Here is a 21706-nt window from a genome sequence, read left to right as displayed (position 1 = left end):
ACGCGCCCGCGGTTCAGTGCGTGACGAGCCCTTCGGCCTTGGACGGGGCCGAGGGGATGTGGAACAGCCGCGTGAACAGCTCCAGCATGGCAGGCTCGCCCTTGATGGCCACCGCGCCGCAGGTGAGCGCGCTCGCGGCGGCCATCTCGCCGTTCAGCAGCTTCAGCACGACCGGGCCGCGCGGCTCGATGACGAGGTCGGGGTTCGGGTGCGGGCCCTCCCCGGCGGTCATGGCGCCGTCCTCGACCACCGCGTGCACGATCATCTGGTCGCCGTAGTGCAGCTCGAACGCGCAGTCGATGCCGCGGGCCGCGTCGGGCTGGAACGTGGTGTAGAGCGACAGGATGGCCGCGTCGAGGGTGAACAGGTCGTCGGCTGCCGGGTCGGTGAGCGAACGGGCGCCCCACAGGCCCAGCTGCAGCAGGATCTGGTCGAGGTCGTTGCCGTATTCGGTCAGCTCGTAGACCACCCCGGCGTCGAGCTGTGAGAGCACCCGGCGCTGGACGACCCCGTGCCGTTCGAGTTCGTTGAGCCGGGTCGACAGGATGCTCGTCGGGATCTTCGGCAGGCCGTGCTGGAGCTCGTCGAAGCGCTTCGGCCCGAGCACGAGGTCGCGGATCACGAGCAGGGACCAGCGTTCCCCGATGATCTCGAGCGCGCGGGCGAGGCCGCAGAACTGGCCATAGGTACGAGCGGTCATGCTTGACTCCTCAGTTTCCTTGATCTGGTGGTGGCGGGTGGTGCTTCAGCGGACCGGATGTCCCTCGGAGAGCAGCTCGCGGTGCAGCTCTCGCAGTTCGGCGCAGGGTGTCACCCCCAGTTCGTCCTCGAGCCTGGATCGCAGCCACTCGTAGGCCGCCAGCGCGTCGCTGCGCCGTCCGCTGAGCCCCAGCGCGCGGATCAGGTGGGCGTGCAGGGTTTCGTCGAACGGGTCGGCGGTGGTCAGCGACCGCAGCACGCCGAGCATCTCCCGGTGCCTGCCCGCCCGGATCTCGGCCTCGATCCACAGGTCGCGGGCGTTGCGCCGATGCTCCAGCAGATAGACGGTGTAGGCGGCCAAGGTCGGTCCACAGTGGATGTTCGCCAGCGGGGGACCGGACCACAGGTCCAGCGCGGTACGGAACGCGTGCGCGGCCGCCGCGTTGTCACCCTCGTCCAGCAGGTCGCGGCCGAGCCGGTGCAGCCGCTGGAACTCCGACACGTCGACCACGCCCGCGTCGATCTCGAGCCGGTAGCCGGGCGAGCTGGTGACCAGCAGACCGCCGTTGCCACCGGGGTCGAGGTGGCGGCGGAGGTGGTGGACGTAGGTGTGCAGGGTCCGGCGGACACTGCGCGGGGGCGCGTCGTTCCACAGCTCGTGGACGAGGGAGTCGACGTGGACCGTCTTGCCGGGACGGATGAGCAGCATCGCCAGCAGTTGCAGGAGTTTCGGCGTGCTCGGCGCGCGGTCGGCGCCGTCGATGTGCAGCTCGAGTGGCCCCAGCAACCTGGCCGTGTCACCCGCTTCGATGGTCATCGCGTGCATCCCTGCCCCTCCGGCGGAGTCCCCCTCGATGACGGTGACAGAGGCGGAACCTTCGGAACAGTGCCGGAAACACCCGGTCGGCCATGATTTCTTCGTTGCGCGGTATGCGATCGTCACAACCTGCCGCGATGAACCGGTTGTGGCAAAAGAGAAGACGCGGAACGGGTCAGAGCCAGTCCGAATCGGTGGCGATGCGGATGGCGTCCACCCTGTTGCGGGCGTTGAGTTTCGTGACCACGGTGGCGAGATAGTTCCGCACGGTCCCCGGTGACAGGAACAGCTCCGCCGCGATGTCGGCGACCGTGCGCCCGTTCGCGGCGAGGCGGAGGATCTCCGCTTCCCGCGGGGTCAGCGGGCAGTCTTCCGTTTCCCAGGCGGACAACGCCAGTTCGCTGTCGATGACCCGGCGGCCGATGGCGACCGAACGGACGGCGTTGGCGAGCTTGTCGGCCGGCGCGTCCTTGAGCAGGAAGCCGTTGACCTTCGCGTCGAGCGCGCGGCGCACGGTGCCCGGGCGGCCGAGCGAGGTGAGGATCAGCGTGCGGACGCTCGGAAGTTGCTGGCAGAGCTCGGAAGCGGCCGCGAGCCCGTCCTTGGCCGGTAGATCGATGTCGATGATCGCGACGTCCGGGAGATACTCCGCGGCCATCGGGAGGATCTTGTCGCCGGAGCAGACCTCGGCGACGACCTCGATGTCCTGTTCGAGGTTCAACAGGGCGACCAAGGCGCCACGGACCATGTGCATATCCTCGGCCAATAGGACTCGGATCACTCCGACCTCCTCTTCCCCAGAAAACGCGCTAACTCTCAGTGTACATAGCAAACCCGGAAGAGTGAATCGGAATCGCACGATGCAAGGTTGCGCTTTTCCTCGCGGTCGGCCCGACATGATCAATGTGGCGGTGAGCTGCGGCGATGCGTCGGCTTCGAAGGTACTGAAACTGCGAGCGATCGATTACTCGCTGTCAGGTCAGAAGAAGGTAAAATTGCTACCTCAAGTGGTTTTCATTCCCTGTCGAGTACGTTCCATTCCGGTGAATCGGTCCGGCGAACGGGTGAACTCTCTCCATTCCGGAGACGGCGATGGACTGTTCGGCGGTACCGGCGCCGACCTCGATCGGACGTCGATCGCGGCATGGTCTCCTCGGCACGAGCCGGTTCGCGCGAAGCCGCCACTATCCACAAAGGACGTATGATGAGCTCATTGCTGGGTGCCCTGCGCAAGGTCATGTTCGCGCCTTCGCTGGCTTCGGTCGGCTTCGAGGGGCGCGGCTTCGGAGTGCCGCGGACGCCGTCGACCGCGCGGCTGGAGTCGATCCCGCAGTCGGTGGTGTGCGGCTTCGAGTGGGGGATCGACGCGCCTGCGCTGTGGGAGGCCGAACGGCGGCTGGACATGGTCGAGCCGGAGATGCGCGGGTTCGCCTACGAGGGCGCGGCGATGGCGTTCACCATCCTCGACGTCATGCCCGGCGGCCGCAAGGACCGCACGGCCGAACTGATGAGCGGCCCCGGACTCCCGCACGTGTTCCTGACCTACATCGGCATCGGCTTCGCGATGGCCCGGCTGCCCCGGCCGCTGTGGAAGAAGGTGCTGCCGGAGCTGGACGGCGTGCCGTTCCACCCGACGATGAGCTGGCTGGCCGTCGACGGCTACGCCTTCGACCGCGCCTACTTCGACACGCGCAAATGGGTCGACGAGCAGTTCGTCCCCAAGCCGTACCCGTGGGCGGGCGCCCCCGCGTACTTCCCGCGCGCCTGCGACCAGGGCATCGGGCGGGCGCTGTGGTTCATCAACGGCGGCGATCCGGTGAAGGTCGCCGCGGCGGTGGACCGCTTCCCGGCCGGACGCCGCCCGGACCTCTGGAGCGGTGTCGGGCTGGCTTCGACCTTCGCGGGCGGCTGCGACCGGCCCGGGCTGGTGAGGCTCCGCGAGGCGGCGGGGGAGCACCAGGACGAGCTCGGGCTCGGCGTCGTCTTCGCGGTGAAGGCGAGGACGTTCTCGTCGTTCGTCCCGCCGCACACCCGCCGCGCCGCCCGCGCGCTCGCCGGGCTGAGCATCGAGGAGGCCGTTCGGCTTGCCGACTCGACCGAGGTCACCGAGGACGCCGCCGACGGGACGCCCGCGTACGAGCTGTGGCGGCAGAACATCCGGGAGGGTCTGGCCCCTTCGGCCGGCCGGCTCTCCGCCTGAGGTCCCGCAGATGTCAGGAAAGGGTCGTTCAAGACGTTTCCCGTCCTGAACGACCCTTTCCTGACATCCGGGTGAGGGTCAGGCCGCGCGCTTGACCGGCTCCGGCCGGTGCCGCAGATCGGGCAGCGCGAGCAGGACCGGCGGGTCGAACAGGCGCTTGGGGCGCATCCGCAGGTCCGCGAGCCGCGCGGTGACCCCCGGCTCGACGGTGATCGGACCGTGGTGCCCGGTGTATCCGGTGCCGCGGCGCGTGAGCGGGCCGGTCACGCAGTGTGCGACGAGGTGCCAGTCGCCTTCCGGGACCTCGGTCAGCTGATAGGGGCCGGGGGCGTCGATGACCGTGTACCGCACGGGCGCGCCCTCGGGGATCCGCGTCGGGAAGAGGCCGACGAAGACGAGGCCGGGCGAGATCTCCGGCGGCGCCGACACGAAACCGCGGACGATCGCCCGCTTCGGGTCGGGGCGGGGCTCGCCGGCCAGGCGGCGCTGGAAGCCGCCCTGCCGCCGGTACGCGGACGGGGACAGGCCGACGCGGCTGCTGAACCGCGTGCTGAAGGTGCCGACGCTGTTGTAGCCGACGCGGTGGCTGATGTCGGCGACCGTGATCGAGGTGGTCAGCAGCAGGCGCTTGGCCTCGTCGAGCCGCAGCGCGGACAGGAACCGGCCGGGCGAGACCCCGGTGGCCTGCTGGAACACCCTGGTGAAATGGAATTTGCTGAAGGTCGCGGCGCGGGCGATGTCGTCGATAGTGAGCTCTTCGCCCAGTTTCTCGTTCATGGCCCCAATGGCTCGCTCCACGGCTCGCCGGACAGTCTCATCCATTGTGCCGTCCTTTCGCTCGAGGATTTCTGGCATGCTTTGCGGTTTCCGACAGTAGTGTTCGCCACGGCTTCTCCTGAAGTGCTTGATTCACCGCCGGATATGGATTCATGTGTGCGCCGACGTGAAAATTTCACGGGGTGTGGAGCATGCGAAAACCATGGTCCACCGGTGGTACGCGCACTGGATCCTGGTGGTCGGCGACCGCAGAATTCCTGGTAGCGCATTCACGCCGGAACCTCCCCGGCCGTGTTGGCGCGGTCCGAAGAACGTATTCCCGCGGCAACACAGAACCGGCCCTTGACCGCGTCCCCCCGCGGCGGTCAAGGGCCGGTTTCCATTTCGCGGAACGAGTGTGTGAGGATAGTATCGTCGGCTCGTGGGGCGAGACGCAGGCGAAAGGCAGATGGGGTCGATGATCAAGGTCCTGGTGGCCGAGGACATGCACATTGTCCGGGGGGCCCTGGTCGCGCTGCTCGGTTTGGAACCCGACATCGAAGTCGTCGCCGAATGCGCCAGCGGCGACGAGATCCTCCCGCTCGCCCAGTCCGCGCGCCCCGACATCGCGCTGATCGACATCGACCTCCCGGGCAAGGACGGGCTCACCGCGGCCGCCGAACTGCACGAGCAACTGCCCGGCGTGCGCACACTGATCCTCACCTCGCTCGGCAGCCCCGGCACCCTGCGGCGGGCGCTGGCCGCGAAGGTCAACGGTTTCCTGCGCAAGGACGCGCCCGCCGACCGGCTCGCCAACGCGGTCCGCGGAGTCGCCGCCGGACGGCGCGTCGTCGACGGCGACCTGGCGCTCGCCGCCTGGGACAGCGAGGAATGCCCGCTCACCGCCCGCGAGATCGAGGTGCTCCGGCTGGCGTCGGTCGGCTCCGATCCGACCGAGATCGCCGCCGAGTTGTTCCTGTCCGCCGGCACCGTGCGGAACTACCTGACGACGATCGTTTCGAAGCTCAGCGCCCGCAACCGGGTCGACGCCGTGCGGATCGCGCGCGAGTCCGGCTGGCTGTGACGACGGCCCGTCTACCGGGCGGGGACGTTCATCGTCGCGTGGGCGAGATCCGCGGCGAACTCGCCGGGAGAAGCCGCTTCCGCGAGCAACCGGCGCTGCCGGTCCGCGCCGGTCCCGTGTTCGAACAGTGAGTCCAACCCCCGGTCGACGTCTTCGGCGTCGCCCGCCGCGGTGAGCGCCGGCCGGATGAACTCGACCAGTTCGCCGATCAGCTCCCGCTGATCGGCCTCCCGTCCGGTGAAGACGTCGATGCCCGGCCCTTCGAGACCGCTCCGCGCGGCTGCCGCCAAGGCGGCGTCGATCCGGGCACCGCGGGCGCGCGGCGGTCTCGTCGTCGCGGCGCAGGTCGCGACCAGCCCGCGCACCAGCGCCGCGAGGAGCACGGCGTCGTCGACGGCGAGGCAGACGTCGGCGATCCGCACCTCGACCGTGGGATGCCGAGGGGAAAGGCGCGCGTAGAAGTACACGCCCGCCGCGTCGAGCGCGGCGCCGCGGCGCAAGGCCTCCCGGATGCTCCGGTCGTACGCGGCCGCGCCGGACCATTCGTCGGGCGGCTTCGCCGTCGGCCACCGGTTCCAGATCGGGAAACGCCTGCTCGCCCAGCCGGAGTCGGCACCGTTCTCCACCGGGGAGTTGACACTGAGCGCCAGCAACGGCGCGAGCCACGGCCGCAGCCCGGCGAGGACGCGGGCGCCGAGATCCCGCGACGGCAGGCCGACATGCACATGACAGGCGCACGTCCCGGCCTCGCCGATCAGCTCCGGGAACGCCTGCGCCATCCGCCGGTATCGGGGTTCCGGCGTGAGCGTGTCTCCCCGCAGGCGGCCGGGCGGGATCCCGGCCGCCACCATCAGGCAGCCGTCGGCTTCCGCCGCCGTCGCGACCGTCTGCCGTAGCCGCGTCAGTTCCGAGCGCACCTCGTCCAGGCCGCGGCAGACGCCGGTCGCGGTCTCGATCTGGAACCGCATCAGCTCACCGGTGACGTCCGGCCCGGGGGCGAGGCTTTCGAGAAGCTCGGGCGCGCGCAACGCGACCGAGCCGTCGACCGGGTCGAGCAGGACGAACTCTTCTTCCACCCCAACGGTGTGGTTCATGCCGTCGACCGCCATGGTTCCCCGTTCGTGGTTTTTCGCCGGTGAACCTCCGAATCTGCCCCTTCGGGCGCGGTGAGGAAAGGGCCGGTGTGCTGAACTTCGTTGCGGCGAAAGTGTTTCGTGGCCTCACTGACGGTCTAGTCTTCGTTCATGATCGATCTGTACCCACCTGCCGAGCCATATGACAAGGGACTGCTCGATGTAGGTGACGGCAACCTCGTCTACTGGGAGACCTGCGGGAACCCCGCCGGGAAGCCCGCGGTCATGCTGCACGGCGGCCCCGGGCAGGGCTGTACGCCGGGGATGCGGCGGATGTTCGACCCGGCCCGCTATCGCGCGGTGCTGTTCGACCAGCGCGGCTGCGGTCGCAGCACCCCGCACGCGAGTGACCCGGCGACCGACATGCGGCACAACACGACGGATCATCTCGTCGCCGACATGGAACGCCTGCGGGAACATCTGGGGATCGAGCGCTGGCTCGTCACCGGCGGTTCTTGGGGCACCACCCTCGCACTCGCCTACGCCGAACGATTCCCGGAGCGGGTCACCGAGATCGTCGTCAGCGCCATCAGTACGACACGGCCCTCCGAGATCGACTGGCTGTATCACGGCGCCGGCCGGTTCTTCCCCGAGGAATGGGCCCGTTTCCGAGGTGATCTCTCCGGTGATCTGGTCGCCGCTTACGCGCGGCTCCTGGAAGATCCCGACCCGAACGTGCGGATCGAGGCCGCCCGTTCCTGGTGCCGCTGGGAGGACACCGTGCTCTCACTCGAACCCGGCGCGACCGTCCACAATGGTTCGATCGGCGAATGGGAACTCGCGCTCGCGCGCATCGTCACGCACTACTACTCCCACGCCGGCTGGCTGGAGCCCGGCGCACTGATCCGCGACGCCGGTCTGTTGCGCGACATTCCCGGAGTACTGATCCACGGCCGCCGTGACCTGAGCTGCCCGGTGGACACGGCCTGGGAACTCGCCCGCGCCTGGCCCGGCGCGGAGTTGCTGATCGACGACGATTCAGGACACCACTCGAGCGACGTGAAGCGGGCCTGGAAACTCGCGGCGCTGGACCGGTTCGCTTCGTCTTAAGCGAGCAGACGATCTCTCACCTGGCTTAGCTGAGTCCTGGTGGCTCCTCCCTTCGTCAGGCGGAGGGGTGCTGCCGGCCGATCGCGCCCGGCACTGCAGTGCACCGCGAGCGGACCGGGCGGAGCGTCACTCAGCTGAACGAAGACGCCGGTGATCTGACGTCGGTTGTCGTCGAGCATCGTGCGGTACGCGTCCGGCATGGTGGTGCCTTGTTCGGCCAGTTCGGCGATCAAGGGCGCGTTGCGGTACACCGGATCGCCGGCGAACGGGCTGGGCTCCAGCTCGGTTTCCCGCGTCCACCGGAGGTCGAGTATGCGACCGATCCCGGCCGCCCGGACCGCGGCTATCCCGTCGACGGTCAACCGATTATGGCTGTCGGACCGGAAAAGCACGCCGGAACGGATCCGCCGTCCATCGGCCGAGAGCAAGCCCCCGACGTCGCGGCTGTTGAGGCAGCCGGCCCAGTCGAGCTTCATCGAGCGACTCCTAGATGAGGTTGTCGGCGTGTTCCGAGTTTACTGAGGGGTGAGGCAAAGGTGACGCGCTTGTCCGTGGGCTGAAGGGGGCTTTCGTTGCGTCTGATGCGGTGACAGGCCCCTTCGCGCCTTGCTGGTTGCGGCCGGGTTCGCTTTACGCCCCGAGGCCAGCGAGTTGAGTGTCCCCAATGCCATATTGGTCGCATCGGGGCACCGGAGCGCAGTCACTTCGCCGTACGGGTTGCTAGGCGGACACGACATGGGCAGCCGTGGTTCGGCCTATGTTCTGAGGTGCATGGTGTTCCTCCTTGGTGTGCCGGTGGGGTCGAGGTAGGCGGGCGGCGTGAATTCGGGGAGTCCGTCTTGGGCGATCTGGACTTTCCATTCGCTGCGGTGGATGAGTCGGTGGTGTTTGGTGCAGAGGAGTACGAGGTTGTCGATTTTGGTTTCGCCGTGGTGTTGCCAGAAGACGATGTGGTGGGCGGTGCAGCGGGGGACGGGCATGTCACAACCGGGGAACGCGCAGCCGCCGTCGCGGAGGGTGAGCGCGTATTTCTGTGCTAAGGACACGGTGCGTTTGGAGCGGCCGATGTCGAGGGGGTCGCCTGTGGTGCCGAGGACGCCGGGGCGGACGCGGGCGTCGCAGGCGAGGATGCGGGCGTCGGTGGCGCTGATGGGGCCGACCAGGTCGAGGTGTGCTTCGCCGATGTCGCGGATCAGGTCGTCGTAGGACATGGTGATGAGGATGTGGGTGGCTTCGCCTGCTTGGCCGGGGAGGTTGCGGCTGGTGGTCTTCAACCGCACGTAGTCGGTGAAGGCGTCCCCGTAGCGTTCGTCCTGGGTGCGGGCATCCCGGACTCCGTCGATGGCTTTGTGGGGTTTGGCCATGGGATCCAGGTCGGACTTCAGGCGGGCGTAGGTTTCCAGATCCAGGCGAGCCTTGAGGCCTAAGGTGCCGTCGCGATGTTTGACGAAGCGTAGTTCGGGGCGGGTGTCTTTGGGGTCGTCGTTGCGGGGTTCTTTGCCGTCGGGGTCGAGTTCGTCGAGCAGGCGACGTCCGGCGCGGGCGATCTGGCGTGGTCCGGCGTGCCGGGCCAGTTCGACGAGGATCTTCTCCCCGGCCCGCACCTCGTCGTCGGGGACGGTGGAGGGGATGCGGGCGAGCGTTTTGATGATGGCGTCGATCTGGCCGCCACCGATCGCGCCCTCCGCAGCGGCTTCGGCAGTGAGTGGCGCCAGGGGTGGTTCGGGGTCGCCGCCGATCGCGGGGCCGGGGTGCAGGGCGAGGACGCGGTCGGCGCGGGCGGCGGCTTCTTTGTCCGAGACAAGGAAGTCCTCGAGAATCAACCCGGCCAGTGTCGAATGACCGCTGCAGCCGCGGATCCCGCGGGAGTTGATTTCGGCGAGGATCGCGTTCTGCTCGGCATCCAACTGTCGTTTCTGGACTTCGAGTTCCTGTTTGCGGGCGTGCAGCGTCGCGGTGTCGACGCGCCACCACTCGGTGGTCGTCTTCGGAGGTGCTTCGTCGCTGGACACAAGATCAACGCTACGCCGGATCGAACACCTGTGCTATAGCATGTTCAGGCTATATCGAACGATGTAGGACGCCTAAAGGCAATGCAGAGAGCGAGGGTGGCCGCAATTAGCCGACTAAACGCGACCACCCCAACCGGCCCATCCGGAATCACGCGGCGCGGTGAATGACGATGTCGTCCAGTCGCGTGCGGGCGTGGATCTTGACGCCGCCCACGCCGCCCTCACCGGCGGTCGCGAGCGAGTTGTGCACGGATCCCTTGGTGCTCTTGGCATCCACCGTCGCGGTGTCCCCGTCGACACCGACCTCGATGCCGCCGGAAGCGTTCATCAGTTCGGCCTCGCCGCGCGACAGCCGCCCGACGCGGATCGGGCAGTTCGCCGCCGACGCGACGACGTCGCCGTCGGCGCGGTCGATGTCGAAACTGCCGCTGGAGCCGGAAAGTTCGATTTCGGACCGAGCGTGCCCGATCCAGACCTTCCCGGTCGAGCCCGAATACTTGACGGTGCCTTCGACCTCGCCGATCCGGACTCCGGCCGAGCCGCCTTCGATGTTCACGGCCCCGGCGACGTGCCCGATCGCGATCTCGCCGGCAGCGAGGTCGCCTCGCACCGACGCGGCGCGGTCGATCCGGACCTGCCCCGACGACATCTCCAGCACGCAGTCACCGAACCGGCCGTCGGCGTCGACGTCCGACCAAGCGGTGTTCAGGGCCAGCTGAGAACCGGTGGGCACCTCGATCGTGATCGCGACCGAGCCGTTCTTGCCTCCCGCCTTCTTCGTCTCGATCGACAGCTTTCCGCCGTCGAAGCCGACCTTGGTGTTCTCGGCGACCTTCACGTCCGACTTGCTCGTGGCGTCGATCGGCTCGACCAGGACCACCGTGTCGGTGCGTTCGCTCGCGGTGAGGCGGACCCGGGCGCCGGCGACGGCCAGGGCGGCGGTGATCGGCTGCGGGGTGGGGAAGACGGACATCTCGAACTCCTTGGTGGTGGTGATCTCTCGTTGTGAAAGCAACGATCGTCGACCCGCCTGACACCGGACCGCCATGGCGCTGACACGCCGGAGACACCGGGCCCCTCGCGAGAACACGAGGGACCCGGGCTCGGCCGATGATCACTCCGCGTACGGCTGATCCGTGCCCTTCCCGCTGTAGCTGATGCTCCAGACGTAGCCGTCCAGATCCGCGAAGGTGCCTCCATATCCGCCCCACGGCAGGGCGCCCGCGGGCTTCAGGATCGTGGCCCCGGCCTTCTCGGCCTCGGCGACGATCTCGTCGACGCGCGCCTCGCTGCGGACGACGTAGCTGAGGACCAGTCCGCTGAAGCCATTGCCCTCCGCGCTCGTGCCCACCTGGGCCGCGAGGCCTTCGCGGCCGTAGAAGCCGACCCAGGTGCCGCCGTCCGGTTCGAAGAACACCGAGACGCCGTAGTCGTCCTTGATCCTCCAGCCGAGGCCCTCCGTGTAGAACGCCTTGGACCTGGCCAGGTCCTGGACGCCGAGAAGGATCGAGCTGACGTGCGCTTTCATGATGGTCTCCTGTGGATCCGAAACGGGTGGTCGGACCGGCGATGTCACATCGGGACGGGTTCGCCGGTCATTCGCTGTGACAGACCCGGACGGAGGAATGTGACAGATGGCCGAGCAGGAGTGGGTGAGCGAGCGGTTCGCCGAGCACCAGGGCCGCTTGCGGGCGGTGGCCTACCGGATACTCGGCTCACCCGGGGAGGCCGAGGACGCGGTGCAGGAGGCGTGGCTGCGGGTCAGCCGCGCGGACACCGACGAGATCGAGAATCCGGCGGGCTGGCTGACCACGGTCGTCGCCAGGGTCTGCCTGAACATGCTGGAAGCCCGCCGCGCCAGACGGGAGGAGTCCGCGGGGGCGATGCCGCCCGAGCCCGCGCTGCCCGATGTCACCAGGGAGGATCCGGAGGACGAGGCGCTGCTGGCCGACTCGGTCGGGGTCGCGCTGATGGTGGTGCTGGACAAGCTGAACCCCGCCGAGCGGCTCGCGTTCGTCCTGCACGACGTGTTCGCCGTGTCGTTCGGCGAGATCGGCACGGTTCTCGGCCGTTCGCCGGCGGCGGCCAGGCAGCTCGCGAGCCGGGCCAGACGCCGGGTGCAGACCGCTTCCGACGAGACCGACGCGGCGCGATCGCCGAAGCGGGAGGTCATCGCCGCCTTCCTGGCAGCCGCCCGGAACGGTGATTTCGAAGCCCTGCTCGAAGTGCTCGACCCGGACGCCGTGGTCGGCGAGGTCCGCGGCGGCCACGCGGTCGCGGCCTTCTTCTCCGGTCGCGCGGAGGCAGCCCGGCCGGCCCTGGTCGGCGGGGATCCGTCGGCGGTCTGGTCGCATCGCGGCGAAGCGAAGGCCGTCTTCACGTTCAGCGTTCACGACGGGAAGATCACCCGGATCGACATCGACACGGACCCGGAACGCCTCCGCGGTCTCGAAATCGTCTTCCTCAGTGCCCGATGATCCGGTTCTTCTCGTGCACGCTCGCCGTCCACGATCTCGGCAGCGCGCTCGGTTTCTACCGTGACGTGCTCGGTTTCACCGTGTGGAGTGACGGCCCGGTGAGCGTCGGCCCGCCTTCGCAGCCGGACGTGCGGATCGTCCTCGAACCACCTGACGCGGACCGCGGTGCCTCACCGGCCGACCGGTCCGCGATCGAGGAACTGATGTCCAAGGCCTTGTTGAACCGACTCGTCTTCGCGACCGACGACTGCGACGACACCTTCGAGCGCATCGAGGCCGCGGGTGCGGAAGTGATGCAGGAACCGATCGACCGGCCCGGCGGAGTACGTGATTGCGCGTTCCTCGACCCCTCCGGCAATCTGCTGCGCTTCACCCAGCGGAGGGAAGCTTGACGTCCTCAGGCGTCTTGTCCGCCCGCAAACCCCGCCAGGTCGTATGCCGCAGACGGCCGTCCGGCGTCCAGTTCCGGTGCACGACCTCGCCGACGAGCTCCGGCTCCACCCAGTGCACCCGCCGCGCCCGATCGCGCGGGACCTCCGAAGCGAAGGGAGGCTTCTTCCGCTCCAGCGGGGTGAGCCGGGCATGCAGGTCTTCGAGGACCTTGTCGGTGAACCCGGTCCCGACGTCGCCGATGTAGCGCAGGTCCCCGGCTTCGTCGTGGGCGCCGAGCAGCAACGCGCCGAGCGTCCCCGAGCGCCGTCCGTCGCCGGGCCGCCAGCCGCCGACCACGACCTCCTGGGTGTGCCAGAGCGCCCGTTTGACCCACTGCCGTGTCCGCTTGCCGGGGTAGTACCGGCTGTCGAGCTTCTTCGCGATCAAGCCTTCGAGCCCGTGCTGCCGGACGACGTCGAGCAGCTGATCGGGCGAGATGTCCTCGTCGGTGTACCCCGGTGGGATGGCGATGCGGCCGCCGGCGCCCAAGGACGTCAGCACCTCGCGCCTGGCCTCGTACGGCTCGTCGAGCAGGACGTCGCCGTCGAGAAGCAGCACGTCGAAGGCGAAGAAGTGCACCGGGCTGCGTTCCAGCAGCGACGCGTCCGGCGTGCGCAGGTGCCGGGTCTGGAGCAGCGGGAAGCTGGGCCGCCCCTGCTCGTCGAGCACGACGATCTCGCCGTCGAGGACGGCTTCGCGTCCATCGAGTGCTTCGCCGGTGACGTCCGGGTACGTCGCCGTGATGTCGAGCCCGCGGCGGCTGGTCAGGCGCGTTTCGCCGTCGCGCGCGACACGCAGGCAGCAGCGGTAGCCGTCCCATTTGTATTCGTACCCCCACCCGCCGATGGGCAGGTCGCCGTCGGTCGCCAGCATCGGGGCGATCGCGTCCGGCACGGTGCTCATGCCTCACGGTACCCCGGAAACCCCGCCGGTGATCTATCGTCGAAGGGTGCCTGAGGAGCGGATAACGGTCGAGGTCGAGGGGCGGCGGCTGGGGCTGTCCAATCTGGACAAGGTGCTCTATCCCGCGCACGGGTTCACCAAACGCGAGGTCCTCGACTACTACCGCCGGATAGCCCCGGTGATGCTCCCGCATCTGCGCGATCGCGCCGCCACCTTCCGCCGGTTCCCCGACGGGGTCGACGGCGAACCGTTCTACGAGAAGAACGTTTCCCGGCACGCGCCCGACTGGGTGCGCACCGCGCGGCTCACCAACCGCGGCCGCCGGGGCGGGGAGGAGACGCTCGACTACCCGGTCGTCGGCGATCTCCCGACGCTGATGTGGGCGGCCAATCTCGCCGCGCTGGAACTGCATGTTCCACAGTGGACGGTCGGTGCGCGCGGCGCGCGGAAATCACCCGATCTGCTGGTGTTCGACCTCGATCCCGGGCCGCCCGCGGACGTCGTCGACTGCTGCCGGGTGGCCGAGACGCTCAGCGACCTGCTCATCGGAGACGGTCTCACCGTGTACGCGAAGACCAGCGGCAACAAGGGAATGCAGTTGTACTGCCCGGTGCGCACGCGCTCCGACGAACGCACCTCCGAGTACGCCAAGGCCGTCGCGGAGGAACTCGCGCGCCGGTCACCGGAAACCATCGTCGCCAAGATGACGAAGGCCATCCGTCCCGGCCGCGTGTTCATCGATTGGAGCCAGAACAACACCGCCAAGACCACCATCGCGCCGTACTCGCTGCGCGGCCGCGCCGTCCCGACCGTCTCCACGCCGGTGACCTGGGAGGAGGTCGAGGCCTGCCGCAAGGCCGCCGACCTGCTGTTCACCGCCGAGCAGGTGCTCGAGCGCGTCGAGGAGATGGGTGACCTGTTCGGGGACATCGCCGAGCACCGCGCGGCCGTTCCCCAACGGTGACCGGGCTCATGTTTGAACCGCGGCCGCCGGGAAAACCTCAGGTCAGAGGAGTGACCCCGAATGACCGAACACACCGAAGGCTGGTCAGCGCGAGCACTGGCCATGCTGCGAGCCGTGGCACAGGGCAGAGCCGAGATCACCGTCAGCCTGGAGCCCGATCTCTACGTCGACGGCCTGCCGTGCAGTGACCAGAGCACGGCCCACCGCCTGGCCCACGCCGGGCTGATCCGGACCCCCGGCGGAGTTCCCGGCAGCCGGGTACCCGCGGAATTGTCCGAAACAGGACAGGATCTGCTGGAGCCCTTGGCGCCCGCCGCTTAGCGAAGAGCAACCCGGAAAGACCACTGTGGACTCCCGCCCGTTCCGCATACGATCTGCGGAGCGGGTGCGCGGGGGTGCGTGCCCACCGGGCTGGTGCCTCCGGGGCCGGTGAGGATGTGGCTGTTGACCGGGTATCACACGCTGGCCGAGACCGAGAACGCCGTCCGGGCCAAACTGGGCGGTATCCCGCTGCTGTGGGAGCGGATGGAGGCGGTGGCCAACCTCCACCGCGCCGCGACCGCGGTCCGGTTGCACTTCGAGAACTCGGTACTGCGCACCGCGGGCCTCACCTGGACCGCGTTCGTGGTGCTCTGGGTGGTTTGGATCTTCGGCGAGAAGGAGACCAGGCACGTCGCCGCGGAATCCGGGATCACCAAGGGGACGCTGACCGGGGTGATGAAGACCCTGGAGGCGCACGGCCTGGTCACCCGGCGCAAACACCCCGTCGACGGACGGCTGGTGCTGCTCGCGCTGACCCCGGAGGGTGAGCGGCTGATGCGGGAGCTCTTCCCGGAGTTCAACCAGGAGGAAGCGTTCGTCACCGGACGGCTCAGCTCCGAGAAGTGCACCGAGCTGGCCGCTTCGTTGAGGGAGATCGTCCGGCAGCTGGAGGAGAAGGGCGAGGAGCGGCGGACCCGGGGGAGCTGACCCCTACCGAAGACGGTTGCGCGGGACCTCCGGCGACTCCTACGTTTTTTGGAGCCGAACGAAGCGAAGGGCGCCCTTGATGGACTTCCGGTACTGGCTCGGTCAGGCGTTGACGTCGAACGAGGCGTGGACGGAGACGTTCACCCCGGTCCGGCCGCATCCGTCGCTGGAGATCTCCGACGGGCGGTTCGAGACGGCGTTCGAGGAGCTCACCGAGCGGTTGAAGGACAACTACCCGTTCTTCCACCCGTCCTACGCCGGCCAGATGCTCAAACCGCCGCATCCGGCCGCCGTGGTCGGCTACCTGACCGCGATGCTGGTCAACCCCAACAACCACGCGCTCGACGGCGGCCCCGCGACGGCCGAGATGGAACGCGAGGTCGTCCAGGCACTGGCCACGATGTTCGGCTACGCGGAGCACCTGGGGCATCTGACCACCAGCGGCACGATCGCGAACCTCGAGGCGCTGTTCGTCGCGCGGGAAACGCATCCCGGCAAGGGCATCGCGTACAGCGCCGAGGCGCACTACACGCACGGCCGGATGTGCGGCGTCCTCGGCGTCGAGGGGCATACGGTGCCCGTCGACGCGCGCGGCGCGATGGACCTCGACGCGCTCGAAGACCTGCTGCGCACCGGGAAGATCGGCACCGTCGTCCTCACCGCCGGGACGACCGCGCTCGGCACGGTGGAGCCGATCCACGAGGCGCTGGCGCTGCGCGAGCGCTACGGCGTCCGGGTGCACGTCGACGCCGCCTACGGGGGATTCTTCCGGATTCTGTCCGGTTTGGACGGTCCGGAGGGGCTGCCCGAAGCCCCGTGGCACGCCATCGCCGAGGCCGACTCGATCGTCATCGACCCGCACAAGCACGGCCTCCAGCCCTACGGCTGCGGCGCGGTGCTGTTCTCCGACCCCGCGGTGGGCCGGTTCTTCCTGCACGATTCGCCGTACACCTACTTCACCTCGGAAGAGCTGCATCTCGGCGAGATCAGCCTCGAATGCTCCCGGGCGGGCGCGGCCGCCGCCGCGTTGTGGCTCACCTTCCGCGTCCTGCCGCCCACCCCCGACGGGCTGGGCAAGGTGCTCGCGGCCGGGCGCCGCGCGGCGTTGCGGTGGGCGAAGCTGCTGGAAGACTCCGAGCGGTTCGACCTGTACCAGCCACCGGAACTCGACATCGTCACCTACTTCCCCCGCACGGAGCCGCTTTCGCTGTCGAAGATCGACGAGGAGAGCGCGCGGATCCTGCGCACCGGAATGGCGGCTGCCAGGGAGCCGGTCTTCCTCAGCACGCTGCGGATCGGCGAGGCGCAGTTCGGTCTGCGTCACACCGGGGTCGACGCGGATGCGGACGGCGCGAGGATCCTGCGTAGCGTGCTGATGAAGCCCGAAAGCGAGGACCACGTCGACCGGCTGCACGAGCGGCTGGAAGAGTTGTCCCGCGGTTGAGCTCGCCAGTACCGCAGACGAATGGATCCGCCATGCCCGCACCAGGTCCCGCCGAACCCGTGACCGCGATCGAGACGAAATCGCTCGGAAACGGGTTCCGGCGGCGGCACGTCACCATGCTGGCCATCAGCGGGGCGATCGGCGCCGGGCTGTTCGTCGGCACCGGCGCGGGGATCAAGACCGCGGGCCCCGGCATCCTGCTGTCCTATGTGGTCGCGGGCCTGCTCATGGTGCTCGTGATGCGCATGCTGGGCGAGATGGCGGCCGCCGAGCCGAGCAGCGGCTCGTTCTCGGTGTACGCGGAGAAGGCGCTCGGCCGCTGGGCCGGGTTCACCGTCGGCTGGCTGTACTGGTCGCTGCTGGTGGTCGTGGTGGCCGCCGAGGCGACCGCGGCCGCGGCGATCGCGAACGAGCTGCTGCCCCAGGTTCCACAATGGACGTGGGTGCTGCTGTTCATGGCGGTGCTGACCGTGGTGAACCTGTTCGCCGTGCGCTCGTTCGGGGAATTCGAGTTCTGGTTCGGCGCGATCAAGGTGACCGCCGTGGTCGCGTTCCTCGTGCTCGGCACCCTCGCGGTGTTCGGGATCCTGCCGGGCACGACGCCGGTCGGGCTGAGCAATCTCACCGGACACGGCGGTTTCCTGCCCAACGGCCTTCAAGGGGTGCTGACCGGCCTGCTCGCGGTCGCGTTCTCCTTCGGCGGCATGGAACTGGTGACCATCGCGGCGGCGGAGTCCGACGACCCGGCGGGTTCGATCCGCCGCACCACGCGCACGGTCATCGTGCGGCTGCTGTTGTTCTACATCGGTTCCGTGGCGCTGATGGTGCTGTTGCTGCCATGGGAATCCGCTTCGGCCAACACCAGCCCCTTCGTCACCATCCTGGAGAAGGTCGGGGTGCCGTCGGCGGCGCTGCTGATGAGTTTCGTCGTGCTGACCTCGTTGCTCTCGGCGCTCAACGCGAACCTCTACGGTGCCTCGCGGATGGTGTTCTCCTTGGCCGAACGCGGTGAAGCGCCGCGCGCGATGCTGAAACTGTCCGGCGCGGGCGTCCCGCGGACGGCGGTGCTCGCGTCGGTGGCCTTCGGTTTCGTGGCCGTGCTGCTGAACTTCCTCGCCCCCGAACACGTGCTTCCGTTCCTGCTCAACGCCATCGGGGCGAACATCCTGCTGGTCTGGATCTTCGTCGCCGTTTCCCAGCTGCGGCTGCGGAAGGCGGCGGAACGCGACGGCACGGCCGCCGACCTGCCGGTGCGGATGTGGGGTTTCCCGTGGCTCAGCTGGGTCGCGCTGCTCGCGATGGCGGGTGTCCTCGTTCTCATGTGGACGGACGCCGACGCGCGGACGCAGCTGTTCACCAGTGGCGCGGTGGCCGTGCTGATCGTGGTGATCAGCCTGCTCAGGCGACGTCCGCGACGCTGAACAGTTCGCGCTCGACCCGGCTCAGCGCCAGCCGGACCGCGCCGAGCGCGACCGCGTCCTCGCCGAGCGCCGACGTTTCGACGCGCACCGGGAACAGCGCCAGGCGGGCCAGTTCGGCGCGCAGCGGCACCGTCAGCGGGTCCTCGGCGCCGTCGATCACCACCAACTGCGGGTCGACGGCGATGATCGTGGCGGCGACGAGCTCGACGAATCCGCCCGCCTGCCGCAGGGCGCCGATCTCGCCCGCCGCCCCGTGGTGGCCCGCGTGGAGCTTCCCGCCGAGCAGCAGGCCCAGCGAAACGGCGGGCCCGGCCCGTACGTAGACGACGTCGTCGAGGCCGTGCGCGGCGCCGCGCCAGTGCTCGGCCAGCGTCGCGAGCTCGGTGTCGTTGCCTGCCAGCACCGGACAGCCGCCGCCGAACTCCACGGGCAGGTCGACGCCGGTCCAGCCGGGCAGCCGGTAGTTGTGGACGACCTTGCCGCCGGACACCACACCGGTGGTGCCGACGCCGAGCACCCGCAGGTTGGCATGGCCTTCGGCGGCCGCGCCGAGCACCCGGTGCGCGGCGCCGAGCCGGTCGGCGGCGGCCGTTTCCGGGGTGAGCCCGGCCCTCGCCCGCCCGACGACGTCGCCCCGCAGGTCGGCGACCAGGCACAACGCCTGATGCGGGCCGATCTCGAGGCCGGCGACGTGCCCGGACTCCTGGCGGAACCGGTACCGCTTGGCGGGTCTGCCCCGCGGCCGCGGCGCGCCGGGGGAGAGCGGGACCTCCTCGACCAGGCCCTGTTCGCCGAGGTCCGCGGCGATCTCCTCGACGGTCGGCCGGGAGACCTCGCTCGCCTTGACCAGTTCCGCGAGGGTGAGCTCCTCGGCCGCGTACAGCGCGCGCAGGACGGCGATGGCGTTGAGCCGCCGCAGCAGTGACGGATCCCCTCCGGACAGCCTGGCCATGCGACTCCCTAGGCGGTGACGCGTTTGTCGTACTGGGCGCGCGCGAGGGCGATTTCGCTCTGGTGGTCCTCGGTCCAGGTGACCAGCGACTGGATGGTCTTGTGCAGCGTCATGCCCAGCGGCGTCAGCGCGTACTCGACCCGGGGCGGAACCACCGGATAGACGGTCCGGCTCACCAGCCCGTCGCGTTCCAGATGCCGCAGCGTGGTGGTGAGCATGCGCTGGCTGATGCCGTCGATCTTGTACTTGAGCTCGGTGAACCGCAGGGTGTTGCGGTCCAGCAGGGCGATCACCAGGAGCGACCACTTGTCCGCCACCCGGTCCAGGATCTGGCGGACCTCGCAGTCCTCGCGCGTGTCCCACTGGAAGGCCTCGTAGTCCTCCTCGGTGAGTTCACAACGACTAGGTGAGTTCAAAGTGCCTTCTTCCATGGTCATCGATGGTGACGGAAGATCCCCTTGGTTACAAGAGGGAACCGACCGGCCGATGAGTAACCGTCGGTTCCCGTTCACCGAGGGAGATCCGATCTTGAGCAACTCGCAAACGCTTCCGCGCGCCGACCGGATGGGCGGGCGGGCCTGGGGCGTGCTCGTAGTGCTGTGCGGCGCCATCTTCCTGGAGGGCATCGACGTCGCGATGCTGAACGTGGCGCTGCCGTCCATCCGGGCCGAACTCGGCCTGTCGACCGCGACGCTGAGCGGCGTGGTGAGCGCCTACGTGCTCGGCTACGGCGGGTTCATGCTGCTGGGCGGGCGCGCCGCCGACCTGTACGGCCGCCGCCGCATGTTCGTCGGCTGGCTGGTGGTGTTCCTCGTCTTCTCCGGGTTGGGCGGCTTCGCCACCGAAGGCTGGATGCTGCTGCTCGCCCGGTTCGTCACCGGCGTCGCCGCGGCCTTCATGACCCCGGCGGGCCTGTCCATCATCACCACGAGCTTCGAAGAGGGCCCGAAGCGCAACAAGGCCCTGCTGTTCTACGCCGGCACCGGGGCGGGCGGCTTCTCGCTCGGCCTCTTCATCGGCGGCCTGCTGGCCAGGATCGACTGGCGCTGGGTGTTCTTCACGCCGGTGATCCTGTCCGCGGTCATCCTGCTCGCCGCGCTCTGGCTCATCAAGGAACCCGCCCGTGAGGAACTCGGGCCGCGTCGTCTCGACCTCGCCGGAGCGGTCACCGTCACGGCGGCGATGCTGCTGATCGCCTACGCGGTGGTCCGGCTGGAACACCCCGGGCAGGGCTGGGGCTGGACCGTCGCCTCGTTCGCCGGGGGAGTGGCCGCGCTGGTGGCCTTCGTGTCCGTCGAACGCCGCTCGCCCGCACCGCTGGTGCGCCTGGGCATCCTGAAGTCGGGACCGCTGGTGCGGGCGAACGTCAGCGCGCTGCTGTTCGCGGGCTCGTTCTTCGGGTTCCAGTTCCTGGTCACGCTGTACCTGCAGGAACTGCGGGGCTGGTCGACGGTGGAGACGAGCCTGGCGCTGCTGGCGGTCGGGATCGACGCGATCCTCGCGCCGACGCTCACCCCGCGGCTGGTGGCGAGGTTCGGCAACACGAGGCTGATCTTCGGCGGGCTCGTGCTCGCGGCCGTGTCCTACGCGCTCTTCCTGCCGCTGGGCCTGGACTGGACGTACGCGGCGATGTTCCCCTCGATGATCATCCTGGGTCTCGGCTTCGCACTCGCCTATGGTCCGCTGACGATCGTCGCCACCGACGGGATCGCCGAAGACGAACAGGGGCTCGCGGGCGGTCTGCTGTACACGGCGTTTCAGTTCGGCGCGGCGCTCGGGCTGTCCGCGGTGACCGCCGTCAACGTCGCCGTCCTCGGCGCGGGTGGTTCGCCCGAGGCGGCGCTCGGCGGGTTCCGGGCGGCGCTGGTCGTGCCGCTGGTGATGGCCGTGCTCGCCGCGATCGTCATCGCCTCCGGCCGTCAGCGCGTCTCGGCGAAGGAAGCCAGGTTGGCCAGCGAGGAGGCGATCCCGGCCTCGTGATCGGCCTGGCCGATGCCGGGCGGCACGTCCGTCGCGGTGACGGTCACTTCGGTGCCGTCACCCGCGGCGGCCAGGTCCCAGGTCATCGTCATGGTGCCCGCGAACGCCGGGTCCCCGGATGCGAAGACGGCCTGCTGCACCACGCGTTTCGCGGGCACCAGGTCGGCGAACCCGACCTCGACGACGTCCGTCGCGTCCGACGATTTGCCGGGCGCGGCGGACGCGTCGAGGTAGGTGAGGGTCATCCGGAAACCGCCACCGGGCCGTGGATCCCAGTGCTCGATCCGGCCACGCATGCCCTCGGGCGGTAGCCAGGCTTCGAGCGACTCCCGGTCGAGGAGTGCCTGGTAGACGGTCTCGGGCGGGGCGGCGATCGTCCGGCTGCCGCTGTCGATCCTGGCCATGGCGCCGAG

Annotated in this window: 24 protein-coding genes; 11 read left to right on the top strand and 13 right to left on the bottom strand. The window is 69.1% G+C overall.

What is annotated here, in order from left to right; translation table 11 throughout:
- Positions 1-13 precede the first annotated feature (13 nt).
- From AVR91_RS22310 to AVR91_RS22300, 3 genes are all read right to left on the bottom strand, one after another.
- Complete coding sequence (locus tag AVR91_RS22310; protein WP_063273470.1) at positions 14-700, bottom strand: winged helix-turn-helix transcriptional regulator; 687 nt, start codon at positions 698-700, stop codon at positions 14-16.
- Positions 701-745: 45 nt separating this feature from the next.
- Positions 746-1525 (bottom strand): AfsR/SARP family transcriptional regulator, encoded by a 780-nt coding sequence (locus AVR91_RS22305; protein ID WP_063273471.1) that lies wholly within the window; start codon positions 1523-1525, stop codon positions 746-748.
- Positions 1526-1691: 166 nt separating this feature from the next.
- Positions 1692-2297, bottom strand: coding sequence for a response regulator transcription factor (locus AVR91_RS22300; protein ID WP_037347757.1), 606 nt, complete (start codon positions 2295-2297; stop codon positions 1692-1694).
- Between the two features lie 423 nt (positions 2298-2720).
- On the opposite strand from AVR91_RS22300, the gene AVR91_RS22295 reads away from it, so the two are divergent.
- Complete coding sequence (locus AVR91_RS22295; protein ID WP_211282757.1) at positions 2721-3716, top strand: DUF1702 family protein; 996 nt, start codon at positions 2721-2723, stop codon at positions 3714-3716.
- 78 nt (positions 3717-3794) lie between these two features.
- Here the strand turns inward: AVR91_RS22295 and AVR91_RS22290 are convergent, their stop codons facing one another.
- Complete coding sequence (locus tag AVR91_RS22290; protein ID WP_063273473.1) at positions 3795-4493, bottom strand: AraC family transcriptional regulator; 699 nt, start codon at positions 4491-4493, stop codon at positions 3795-3797.
- 457 nt (positions 4494-4950) lie between these two features.
- Between AVR91_RS22290 and AVR91_RS22285 the strand changes: the two genes are divergently transcribed.
- Positions 4951-5556, top strand: a complete 606-nt coding sequence (locus AVR91_RS22285; RefSeq protein ID WP_043848645.1) for a response regulator transcription factor — start codon at positions 4951-4953, stop codon at positions 5554-5556.
- Positions 5557-5567: 11 nt separating this feature from the next.
- Here the strand turns inward: AVR91_RS22285 and AVR91_RS22280 are convergent, their stop codons facing one another.
- Complete coding sequence (locus AVR91_RS22280; RefSeq protein WP_228708358.1) at positions 5568-6650, bottom strand: carboxylate-amine ligase; 1083 nt, start codon at positions 6648-6650, stop codon at positions 5568-5570.
- 150 nt (positions 6651-6800) lie between these two features.
- Between AVR91_RS22280 and pip the strand changes: the two genes are divergently transcribed.
- Complete coding sequence (pip, locus tag AVR91_RS22275; protein ID WP_063273475.1) at positions 6801-7739, top strand: prolyl aminopeptidase; 939 nt, start codon at positions 6801-6803, stop codon at positions 7737-7739.
- On the opposite strand, the gene AVR91_RS22270 is transcribed toward pip, so the two are convergent.
- From AVR91_RS22270 to AVR91_RS22255, 4 genes are all read right to left on the bottom strand, one after another.
- Positions 7736-8215 (bottom strand): tyrosine-protein phosphatase, encoded by a 480-nt coding sequence (locus tag AVR91_RS22270; protein WP_063273476.1) that lies wholly within the window; start codon positions 8213-8215, stop codon positions 7736-7738. The two genes, pip and AVR91_RS22270, sit on opposite strands and share 4 nt — an antisense overlap.
- A gap of 279 nt (positions 8216-8494) precedes the next feature.
- Complete coding sequence (locus AVR91_RS22265; protein ID WP_076857398.1) at positions 8495-9751, bottom strand: HNH endonuclease signature motif containing protein; 1257 nt, start codon at positions 9749-9751, stop codon at positions 8495-8497.
- Between the two features lie 148 nt (positions 9752-9899).
- Positions 9900-10724 carry a DUF4097 family beta strand repeat-containing protein gene (locus AVR91_RS22260; protein ID WP_063277717.1) on the bottom strand — a complete coding sequence of 275 codons (825 nt, stop codon included), beginning with the start codon at positions 10722-10724 and terminating at the stop codon, positions 9900-9902.
- 141 nt (positions 10725-10865) lie between these two features.
- Positions 10866-11279, bottom strand: a complete 414-nt coding sequence (locus AVR91_RS22255; RefSeq protein ID WP_063277711.1) for a VOC family protein — start codon at positions 11277-11279, stop codon at positions 10866-10868.
- A 106-nt stretch (positions 11280-11385) separates the two neighbouring features.
- Between AVR91_RS22255 and AVR91_RS22250 the strand changes: the two genes are divergently transcribed.
- Together AVR91_RS22250 and AVR91_RS22245 are read left to right on the top strand one after the other, a co-directional pair.
- Entirely contained in the window at positions 11386-12228 is an 843-nt protein-coding gene (locus tag AVR91_RS22250; RefSeq protein WP_063277710.1) for a sigma-70 family RNA polymerase sigma factor, read from the top strand.
- Positions 12225-12620: a VOC family protein gene (locus AVR91_RS22245; RefSeq protein ID WP_063277709.1), complete on the top strand. Its 396-nt coding sequence runs from the start codon at positions 12225-12227 to the stop codon at positions 12618-12620. Before AVR91_RS22250 ends, AVR91_RS22245 begins: the two co-directional genes overlap by 4 nt.
- On the opposite strand, the gene ligD (AVR91_RS22240) is transcribed toward AVR91_RS22245, so the two are convergent.
- On the bottom strand, positions 12598-13563 hold the full coding sequence (ligD, locus tag AVR91_RS22240) for a non-homologous end-joining DNA ligase (RefSeq protein WP_063277708.1): 966 nt from the start codon (positions 13561-13563) through the stop codon (positions 12598-12600). The two genes, AVR91_RS22245 and ligD (AVR91_RS22240), sit on opposite strands and share 23 nt — an antisense overlap.
- A 46-nt stretch (positions 13564-13609) precedes the next feature.
- On the opposite strand from ligD (AVR91_RS22240), the gene ligD (AVR91_RS22235) reads away from it, so the two are divergent.
- The 5 genes from ligD (AVR91_RS22235) (at position 13610) to AVR91_RS22215 (ending at position 18361) form a co-directional block, all read left to right on the top strand.
- Positions 13610-14527, top strand: a complete 918-nt coding sequence (gene ligD, locus AVR91_RS22235; RefSeq protein WP_143254062.1) for a non-homologous end-joining DNA ligase — start codon at positions 13610-13612, stop codon at positions 14525-14527.
- Positions 14528-14587: 60 nt separating this feature from the next.
- Complete coding sequence (locus AVR91_RS22230) at positions 14588-14848, top strand: hypothetical protein (RefSeq protein WP_063277707.1); 261 nt, start codon at positions 14588-14590, stop codon at positions 14846-14848.
- Between the two features lie 114 nt (positions 14849-14962).
- Positions 14963-15496, top strand: coding sequence for a MarR family winged helix-turn-helix transcriptional regulator (locus AVR91_RS22225; protein ID WP_143254064.1), 534 nt, complete (start codon positions 14963-14965; stop codon positions 15494-15496).
- A 79-nt stretch (positions 15497-15575) separates the two neighbouring features.
- Entirely contained in the window at positions 15576-16940 is a 1365-nt protein-coding gene (locus tag AVR91_RS22220) for a pyridoxal phosphate-dependent decarboxylase family protein (RefSeq protein ID WP_063277706.1), read from the top strand.
- Between the two features lie 32 nt (positions 16941-16972).
- Positions 16973-18361 carry an amino acid permease gene (locus AVR91_RS22215; protein WP_063277705.1) on the top strand — a complete coding sequence of 463 codons (1389 nt, stop codon included), beginning with the start codon at positions 16973-16975 and terminating at the stop codon, positions 18359-18361.
- On the opposite strand, the gene AVR91_RS22210 is transcribed toward AVR91_RS22215, so the two are convergent.
- Entirely contained in the window at positions 18339-19313 is a 975-nt protein-coding gene (locus AVR91_RS22210) for an ROK family transcriptional regulator (protein WP_063277704.1), read from the bottom strand. The genes AVR91_RS22215 and AVR91_RS22210 overlap by 23 nt on opposite strands.
- Positions 19314-19321: 8 nt before the next feature.
- Positions 19322-19750 carry a winged helix-turn-helix transcriptional regulator gene (locus tag AVR91_RS22205; RefSeq protein WP_081809649.1) on the bottom strand — a complete coding sequence of 143 codons (429 nt, stop codon included), beginning with the start codon at positions 19748-19750 and terminating at the stop codon, positions 19322-19324.
- Positions 19751-19799: 49 nt separating this feature from the next.
- Between AVR91_RS22205 and AVR91_RS22200 the strand changes: the two genes are divergently transcribed.
- Entirely contained in the window at positions 19800-21293 is a 1494-nt protein-coding gene (locus AVR91_RS22200) for an MFS transporter (RefSeq protein WP_394329962.1), read from the top strand.
- On the opposite strand, the gene AVR91_RS22195 is transcribed toward AVR91_RS22200, so the two are convergent.
- On the bottom strand, positions 21233-21697 hold the full coding sequence (locus AVR91_RS22195) for an SRPBCC family protein (protein ID WP_063277703.1): 465 nt from the start codon (positions 21695-21697) through the stop codon (positions 21233-21235). The two genes, AVR91_RS22200 and AVR91_RS22195, sit on opposite strands and share 61 nt — an antisense overlap.
- Positions 21698-21706 lie beyond the last annotated feature (9 nt).

Origin of the sequence: Amycolatopsis keratiniphila subsp. keratiniphila (assembly GCF_001620365.2) — a bacterium.
GTDB classification, from domain to species: domain Bacteria; phylum Actinomycetota; class Actinomycetes; order Mycobacteriales; family Pseudonocardiaceae; genus Amycolatopsis; species Amycolatopsis keratiniphila.
This window is presented reverse-complemented; position numbering and strand designations above follow the sequence as displayed.

Bases quoted from the DNA above. Each gene is read 5' to 3' on its own strand.
- AVR91_RS22310 (WP_063273470.1), bottom strand. From the start codon at position 700: ATGACCGCTCGTACCTATGGCCAGTTCTGCGGCCTCGCCCGCGCGCTC.
- AVR91_RS22305 (WP_063273471.1), bottom strand. From the start codon at position 1,525: ATGCACGCGATGACCATCGAAGCGGGTGACACGGCCAGGTTGCTGGGG.
- AVR91_RS22295 (WP_211282757.1), top strand. From the start codon at position 2,721: ATGAGCTCATTGCTGGGTGCCCTGCGCAAGGTCATGTTCGCGCCTTCG.
- AVR91_RS22290 (WP_063273473.1), bottom strand. From the start codon at position 4,493: ATGAACGAGAAACTGGGCGAAGAGCTCACTATCGACGACATCGCCCGC.
- AVR91_RS22285 (WP_043848645.1), top strand. From the start codon at position 4,951: ATGATCAAGGTCCTGGTGGCCGAGGACATGCACATTGTCCGGGGGGCC.
- AVR91_RS22280 (WP_228708358.1), bottom strand. From the start codon at position 6,650: ATGAACCACACCGTTGGGGTGGAAGAAGAGTTCGTCCTGCTCGACCCG.
- pip (WP_063273475.1), top strand. From the start codon at position 6,801: ATGATCGATCTGTACCCACCTGCCGAGCCATATGACAAGGGACTGCTC.
- AVR91_RS22270 (WP_063273476.1), bottom strand. From the start codon at position 8,215: ATGAAGCTCGACTGGGCCGGCTGCCTCAACAGCCGCGACGTCGGGGGC.
- AVR91_RS22260 (WP_063277717.1), bottom strand. From the start codon at position 10,724: ATGTCCGTCTTCCCCACCCCGCAGCCGATCACCGCCGCCCTGGCCGTC.
- AVR91_RS22255 (WP_063277711.1), bottom strand. From the start codon at position 11,279: ATGAAAGCGCACGTCAGCTCGATCCTTCTCGGCGTCCAGGACCTGGCC.
- AVR91_RS22250 (WP_063277710.1), top strand. From the start codon at position 11,386: ATGGCCGAGCAGGAGTGGGTGAGCGAGCGGTTCGCCGAGCACCAGGGC.
- AVR91_RS22245 (WP_063277709.1), top strand. From the start codon at position 12,225: ATGATCCGGTTCTTCTCGTGCACGCTCGCCGTCCACGATCTCGGCAGC.
- ligD (WP_063277708.1), bottom strand. From the start codon at position 13,563: ATGAGCACCGTGCCGGACGCGATCGCCCCGATGCTGGCGACCGACGGC.
- AVR91_RS22230 (WP_063277707.1), top strand. From the start codon at position 14,588: ATGACCGAACACACCGAAGGCTGGTCAGCGCGAGCACTGGCCATGCTG.
- AVR91_RS22225 (WP_143254064.1), top strand. From the start codon at position 14,963: ATGTGGCTGTTGACCGGGTATCACACGCTGGCCGAGACCGAGAACGCC.
- AVR91_RS22220 (WP_063277706.1), top strand. From the start codon at position 15,576: ATGGACTTCCGGTACTGGCTCGGTCAGGCGTTGACGTCGAACGAGGCG.
- AVR91_RS22215 (WP_063277705.1), top strand. From the start codon at position 16,973: ATGCCCGCACCAGGTCCCGCCGAACCCGTGACCGCGATCGAGACGAAA.
- AVR91_RS22210 (WP_063277704.1), bottom strand. From the start codon at position 19,313: ATGGCCAGGCTGTCCGGAGGGGATCCGTCACTGCTGCGGCGGCTCAAC.
- AVR91_RS22205 (WP_081809649.1), bottom strand. From the start codon at position 19,750: ATGACCATGGAAGAAGGCACTTTGAACTCACCTAGTCGTTGTGAACTC.
- AVR91_RS22200 (WP_394329962.1), top strand. From the start codon at position 19,800: ATGAGTAACCGTCGGTTCCCGTTCACCGAGGGAGATCCGATCTTGAGC.
- AVR91_RS22195 (WP_063277703.1), bottom strand. From the start codon at position 21,697: ATGGCCAGGATCGACAGCGGCAGCCGGACGATCGCCGCCCCGCCCGAG.